This is a genomic window from Flavonifractor sp. An92, from assembly GCF_002159175.1.
GTDB lineage: Bacteria > Bacillota > Clostridia > Oscillospirales > Oscillospiraceae > Pseudoflavonifractor_A.
Genome location: NZ_NFGZ01000023.1, coordinates 40,200 through 46,405 on the forward strand (window position 1 = coordinate 40,200; position 6,206 = coordinate 46,405).

The window sequence follows — 6,206 nt, forward strand, 5'->3', positions numbered from 1 at the left end:
TCCATGCATATGCAAACACGACGGGCCATCCTGCTCTTTACCCGGGTTCCCCTGCCGGGGCAGTGCAAGACCCGGCTGCTCCCCGTCCTCAGCGGTGAGGAATGCGCCGCCCTCCAGGGGGCCATGGTGGCCGACGACCTGGCGGCGCTAAAGCCCCTGGGGCTGGACATTCTGGTCTTTTACGCCGGGCCCGGAGAGCCGGAACTTTTGTCCCCCTTCACCGGGGACACCCCCCTCTTCCCCCAGGAGGGGGACGGGCTGGGGGAGCGCATGGACAACGCCATCCGCCGCGCCTTGTCCCTGGGCTACGAGGGGGCGCTGCTGCTGGGCTCCGACCTCCCCTTTCTGGACGGGGCCGATGTGGCCAGAGCCGGGGAACTGCTGGACGGGTGCGACATCGTGCTCTGCCCCTCGGCGGACGGGGGGTACTGGCTGGTGGGGATGGATACCGCCTTCCCTCCCCTCTTCTCCGGGCAGCGCTACGGCGGCGCGTCGGTGCTGGAGGACGCACTGGCGGTCTGCCGCGCCCACGGTCGCTCCGCCGCCCTGGGTCCGGTGCGGCGGGACCTGGACACCCCCGAGGATCTGGCCTGGTTCCGGGGGGAACTGGCCGCCGGACGGCTCCCGCGGCGGGGCCGCACCGCCTCCCTCTTATGGGCTGCGGACAGTCCAAGTCCTTAATTCTTCCTAAATTTTTCGTCCTCCCTCTTTACACCCCCGCCCTTTTCGGTTAAAATAAAGGGCAGAAATGGTAAGGAGGTGCGATGTCATGCAGTCAGATTACACACGCAGATTCAGTCTCAATTATGAGAAGGATCAGGAGATTAAAGACATTCTGACCTCTGTCTATAACTCCCTGCAGGAGAAGGGATACAATCCCATCAATCAGATTGTAGGTTACATCCTCTCAGAGGACCCCACCTATATCACCAATTACAACAATGCCCGCACGCTGATCCGCAAGCTGGACCGGGACGAGCTTCTGCAGGAGCTGGTCCGTCACTATCTCAACAGCTGAATATGAGACGACAACGCCCCGTTTCCGTGATGGAAACGGGGCGTTTGTTTTACTCGGCCCGACGGAGGCGGGCTTTCATGTGGGCGGAGTCCAGGGCCCGGGCAATGACGGCGTAGGCCACGCCGTTGGCCGCGGCCTGGATGAAGGTGGCGGCGAACTGGGGCCAGAAGGAGAGCGCCGTCCCCGTCATGGCCACGCAGGCCACGCCGTAGGCCGTGGGGGACAGCACCGCCGCGCCGAAGAGGGCCAGCACGTTGCGCCGGCACAGGAAGGTCTCCCCCCGGCTGGTGAAGAGCAGGGCCACCGCCGCCTTGATGAGCAGGGTGGGCAGCGCCCAGGCCGGATAGGTCAGCAGGTCGGCCAGACCCGCTCCCAGGGAGGCCGCCGCCACGGCGTAGGGCAGTGGCAGCAGGGAGGCGGCCAGGTACAGGAAGGCGTCTCCCAGGTGGATGTACCCGGTGGGCACCGGGATGTGGAACAGATAGGCGGTGGTCAGGGCGATCACCGCGGCGAAGAGCGCGGCGGTGACCAGATCCCGCCCGCTCCGCTTGGACGCAGACACAGCAGATCCTCTCCTTTAAAATAATAATCAGCGCTTCTCCTCTCCCCGGGCCGCGGAGGCCAGAGAGAGGGCGTCGTGCCCGTATTTTTGGCGCACCCCGTCCACCGCCCGCTCTAGCTTCTCCAGCTTCGCCCGGCGCTGGGAGGCGTTCACGGCGAAGAGGTCCAGCTGCTCGGCGGCCTCCCCCTCGGGGAGCAGGTTCTGGGCGGTGATGGTGAGGGCCCGCACCGGCGCGTCCGGACGCCACGCGGCGTGGATGAGGGCGCAGGCGGCCTCCAGAATGTCCCGGGTGACGAAGGTAGGGGCCTCCAGCCGCCGCTGGCGGCAGATGTCCCGGAACTGGGGGTCCCGGATGGTGACCTGGACGGTGGTACACTTCATCCCCACCTGGCGCAGCCGCTCGGCCACGCTGTCGGCCAGGCCCGCCGCGCCGGAGCGCAGCTCCTCCCAGCCCGTCAGGTTCTGGGGAAAGGTGCAGCCGTTGCCCACCGACTTGGGGGGCGGCTGGTCCCGCAGGGGCACCACCGGGCTGTGCTCGCTGCCGTCGGCGTAAGCGCGCAGGGTGGCACCCGCCTTGCCCAGCAGGCGCATCAGCACCGCCCGGTCGGTGACGGCCAGATCCCCGATGGTGTGGACCCCGTGCTCGGCCAGGGTCCGCTCCGCCGCCCGGCCCACGAAGAGCAGGGCGCTCACCGGCAGGGGCCACAGCAGGTCCCGGAAATTCTCCCTTGAAATGACGGTGGTGGCGTCGGGCTTTTTGTAGTCGCTGCCCATTTTGGCGAACACCTTATTAAAGGAGACGCCCGCCGACAGAGTCAGCCCCGTCTCCGCCCGCACACGCTTGCGGATCTCGTCGGCCACCTGTTTGGCGTCCCCGCCGAAGAGGTGGAGGGAGCCGGTGAGATCCAGCCAGCTCTCGTCGATGGAGAAGGGCTCCACCAGGTCGGTGTACCGCTCATAGATGGCGTTGATCTTCTTGGAATAGTACACATATTTCTCCCGGTGGGACGGGAGGAGCACCAGCTCGGGGCACTTCCGCCGGGCCTGCCACACCGTCTCGGCGGTGCGCACGCCGAAGGCCTTGGCCCCTTCGTTTTTGGCCAGGATGACCCCGTGGCGGCTCTCCGGGTCGCCGCACACCGCCACCGGGCGGTCCCGCAGGTCCGGGTGGTCCAGCAGCTCCACGGAGGCGTAAAAGCTGTTCATGTCACAGTGCAGGATGACCCGGTCCACGCCACGCTCCCCCCTCTCCCCCGGATGATACCACAGCCCGGCTGCCTTGTCAAACGGGCGTTCCAGCCTTTGGGACAAAAAAAGTCCGCTGCGGAAGTTCCGCAGCGGACTTTGTGGGAGACAGAAGCGGCGATTAGGCCTTGCCGTCGCAGCCCAGGACGTTGATCAGCTTGTGCTTGACCAGCTCCTTGATGTTGGCGCGGGCGGGCTTCAGGTACTCGCGGGGGTCGAACTTGTCGGGATGCTCGTTGAAGAACTGACGGATGGTGCCGGTCATGGCCAGGCGCAGATCGGAGTCGATGTTGATCTTACACACGGACATGGAAGCGGCCTTACGCAGCTGCTCCTCGGGGATACCCACGGCGTCGGGCATCTTGCCGCCGTTGTCGTTGATCATCTTCACATAGTCCTGGGGCACGGAGGAAGAGCCGTGCAGGACGATGGGGAAGCCGGGCAGGCGCTTGGAGACCTCCTCCAGCACGTCGAAGCGCAGCGGAGGGGGAACCAGGATGCCCTTCTCATTGCGGGTGCACTGGTCAGCGGTGAACTTGTAGGCGCCGTGGCTGGTGCCGATGGCGATGGCCAGGGAGTCACAGCCGGTCTTGGAGACGAACTCCTCCACCTCTTCGGGGCGGGTGTAGGAAGCAGCGTGGGCGGCCACCTTCACGTCGTCCTCGATGCCGGCCAGGGTGCCCAGCTCGGCCTCGACCACCACGCCGTGGTCGTGGGCGTACTCGACGACCTTCTTGGTGATCTCGATGTTCTCCTCAAAGGGCTTGGAGGAGGCGTCGATCATAACGGAGGTAAAGCCACCGTCGATGCAGGCCTTACAGGTCTCGAAGTCGGGGCCGTGGTCCAGATGCAGGGCGATGGGGATATTGGGGCACTCGATGACAGCAGCCTCCACCAGCTTCACCAGGTAGGTGTGGTTGGCGTAAGCGCGGGCGCCCTTGGAAACCTGGAGGATCAGGGGAGCATTGACCTCGCGGGCAGCTTCGGTGATGCCCTGAACGATCTCCATGTTGTTGACGTTGAACGCGCCGACCGCGTAGCCGCCGTCATAAGCCTTCTTGAACATCTCAGTCGTGGTAACGAGAGGCATAAGGATCAACTCCTTTTTTAAATTACAAATAGATTTTACCATTTGGAATTGATAAATACAAGAGGGCATGATATAATAATGAAAAATTTAGATAAGTCACCCTAAACATCTAAATTTGAGTGCTAAAAAGAAAAAATATGCACAAAGAAACTCGCAAAATCATTTAAGTGGAGGTTTAAGCTATGAATGAACTCAAAGGCGCGTGCATTATTGGTCAGTCCGGTGGTCCTACCGCGGTGATTAACGCCAGTGCGCTGGGTGTTATCCGCACTGCTCTGGACAATGACAGCATCACTCGGGTGCTGGGCGCTGCCAACGGCATCAAGGGTGTGCTGGACGACAAGCTCTATGACATGTCCCAGGAGGATGCCGCCGAGCTGGATTTGTTGAAATATACCCCCTCTTCCGCTCTGGGCTCCTGCCGCTATAAGCTGGCCGATCCCGACGTGGACGACACCGATTACAAGCGCATCCTCGAGATCTTCAAGAAGTACGACGTGCGCTACTTCTTCTACAACGGCGGCAATGACTCCATGGACACCTGCAACAAGATCTCCAAGTTCATGCAGAAGTCCGGCTACGAGTGCCGCGTCATGGGCGTGCCCAAGACCATCGACAACGACCTGAACGGCACCGACCACTGCCCCGGCTTCGCTTCCGCCGCCAAGTATATCGCCACCTCCTGCGCCGAGGTCTGGCAGGACGCCCACGTCTATGACACCGGCATGGTCACCGTCATCGAGATCATGGGCCGTCACGCCGGCTGGCTGGCCGGCTCCGCCGCCCTGGCCTCCCTCACCGGCTGCGGCCCCGACCTGGTGTACCTGCCTGAGACTGACTTCGACATGGATCAGTTCATCAACGACGTCACCGCCATCTACAACAAGACCGGCAAGTGCATGGTCGCCGTGTCCGAGGGCATCCACTACGCCGACGGCCGCTTCGTGTCCGAGGCTGAGACCTCCGCCACCGACGGCTTCGGTCACGCTCAGCTGGGCGGCCTGGCCGTGAAGCTGGCCGACGTCATCAAGAACAAGACCGGCGCCAAGGTCCGCGGCATCGAGCTGTCCCTGCTGCAGCGCTGCGGCTCTCACGTGGGCTCCAAGACCGACATCGACGAGGCCTTCGAGGCCGGTAAGGTGGCCGTGGAGGCCGCTGTGGCCGGTACCACCGACAAGATGGTGGCCTTTAAGTGCACCCGCGAGGGCGGCTACAAGTGCGAGACCGTGCTGCAGCCCCTGGACATCGTGGCCAACTTCGAGAAGAAGGTCCCCCGCGAGTGGATCAACGCTGCCGGCAACGGCGTGGAGCAGCCCTTCATCGACTACGTGCTGCCCCTCATCCAGGGTGAGCCCAACGGCCCCAAGGAGAACTCCCTGCCCCGCTTCGCTCACCTGAAGAAGGTCCTGACCACCGAGATGTAATCCATCCCTCCCCCTCCGGGCCCGCCCGGAGGGGGCTTTTTTTGTCAGTTGGAAAAAGATTGTGAATTTTTGGCCGCGGCAGGTGTCAAACCGCCCCTGTCTGTGGTATGATAAAGGGTATCTCAGCCAAATCCCTAGGAAAGGAATGGTGATCGTGGCTCAAGTAACCCGTATCGAGCTCTTTCCCGGTGTCCGCCTGACGGCGGTACACACCAATACCTTCAAATCCTGCGTGCTGGGCGCGCAGTTCCTGGCCCCCCTCTCCCCGGAGACCGCGGCGGCCAACGCCCTAGTGCCCTCGGTCCTCCGCCGTGGCACCGCCAAGCACCCCGACATGGAATCCATCTCCGCCGCGCTGGACGAGCTGTACGGCGGTTCCATCCAGCCCATGGTCCGCGCCCGGGGCGAGATCCAGTGCGTGGGCTTTCTGGGCAACTTCCTGGACGACGCCTACACCCTGGACGGCTCCGCCGTGCTGGAGCCGGCGGCCGCTCTGCTGGGGGAGCTGCTCCTGAATCCCCGCACCCAGGACGGGGCTTTCTGCCCTGACTACACGGCCGGCGAGCGGGCCAACCTCATCGACCGCATCCGCGCCCAGGTGAATGAAAAGCGCAGCTACGCCATCAAGCGCCTCAAAGAGGAGATGTGCGCCGGGGAGCCCTTCGCCGTGGACCGGCTGGGCGACGAGGCCCACGCCGCCGCCCTCACCCCCGAGACCCTGTGGGAGCGGTATCAGGCCCTCCTGGCCACCGCCCCCATGGAGCTCTACTACTGCGGCACCGCCGAGCCCGCGCGGGTGGAGGCCGCCCTGCGCGCGGCCCTCAAAGACCTGCCCCGGGGCGAGCGTCAGGCCGTCCCCGCCCATCC

The 6,206-nt window shown here is 64.0% G+C and carries 6 protein-coding genes and 1 pseudogene; 4 read left to right on the forward strand and 3 right to left on the reverse strand.

Annotated features, from left to right (window positions below):
* The first annotated feature begins 9 nt into the window (after positions 1-9).
* Together B5G43_RS13215 and B5G43_RS13220 are read left to right on the forward strand one after the other, a co-directional pair.
* Positions 10-681 carry a TIGR04282 family arsenosugar biosynthesis glycosyltransferase gene (locus B5G43_RS13215; protein ID WP_158097434.1) on the forward strand — a complete coding sequence of 224 codons (672 nt, stop codon included), beginning with the start codon at positions 10-12 and terminating at the stop codon, positions 679-681.
* An 88-nt stretch (positions 682-769) separates the two neighbouring features.
* Positions 770-1,018, forward strand: a complete 249-nt coding sequence (locus B5G43_RS13220) for an IreB family regulatory phosphoprotein (protein WP_087262154.1) — start codon at positions 770-772, stop codon at positions 1,016-1,018.
* Positions 1,019-1,067: 49 nt separating this feature from the next.
* Here the strand turns inward: B5G43_RS13220 and B5G43_RS13225 are convergent, their stop codons facing one another.
* From B5G43_RS13225 to fba, 3 genes are all read right to left on the reverse strand, one after another.
* Positions 1,068-1,580: a TIGR04002 family protein gene (locus B5G43_RS13225; protein ID WP_087262156.1), complete on the reverse strand. Its 513-nt coding sequence runs from the start codon at positions 1,578-1,580 to the stop codon at positions 1,068-1,070.
* Between the two features lie 27 nt (positions 1,581-1,607).
* The gene (dinB, locus tag B5G43_RS13230; RefSeq protein WP_087262158.1) at positions 1,608-2,813 is read right to left on the reverse strand and encodes a DNA polymerase IV; all 1,206 of its coding nucleotides are present in this window, start codon (positions 2,811-2,813) and stop codon (positions 1,608-1,610) included.
* Positions 2,814-2,946: 133 nt separating this feature from the next.
* Positions 2,947-3,915 (reverse strand): class II fructose-1,6-bisphosphate aldolase, encoded by a 969-nt coding sequence (gene fba, locus B5G43_RS13235; RefSeq protein WP_087262160.1) that lies wholly within the window; start codon positions 3,913-3,915, stop codon positions 2,947-2,949.
* A 182-nt stretch (positions 3,916-4,097) separates the two neighbouring features.
* On the opposite strand from fba, the gene B5G43_RS13240 reads away from it, so the two are divergent.
* Together B5G43_RS13240 and B5G43_RS13245 are read left to right on the forward strand one after the other, a co-directional pair.
* The gene (locus tag B5G43_RS13240; RefSeq protein WP_087262161.1) at positions 4,098-5,339 is read left to right on the forward strand and encodes a 6-phosphofructokinase; all 1,242 of its coding nucleotides are present in this window, start codon (positions 4,098-4,100) and stop codon (positions 5,337-5,339) included.
* A 154-nt stretch (positions 5,340-5,493) separates the two neighbouring features.
* Positions 5,494-6,206: pseudogene (locus tag B5G43_RS13245) on the forward strand (insulinase family protein); the annotation flags it as partial.

Excerpts from the sequence above, each read along its gene's own strand:
- B5G43_RS13215 (WP_158097434.1), top strand. The coding sequence starts at position 10 with ATGCAAACACGACGGGCCATCCTGCTCTTTACCCGGGTTCCCCTGCCG.
- B5G43_RS13220 (WP_087262154.1), top strand. The coding sequence starts at position 770 with ATGCAGTCAGATTACACACGCAGATTCAGTCTCAATTATGAGAAGGAT.
- fba (WP_087262160.1), bottom strand. The coding sequence starts at position 3,915 with ATGCCTCTCGTTACCACGACTGAGATGTTCAAGAAGGCTTATGACGGC.
- B5G43_RS13240 (WP_087262161.1), top strand. The coding sequence starts at position 4,098 with ATGAATGAACTCAAAGGCGCGTGCATTATTGGTCAGTCCGGTGGTCCT.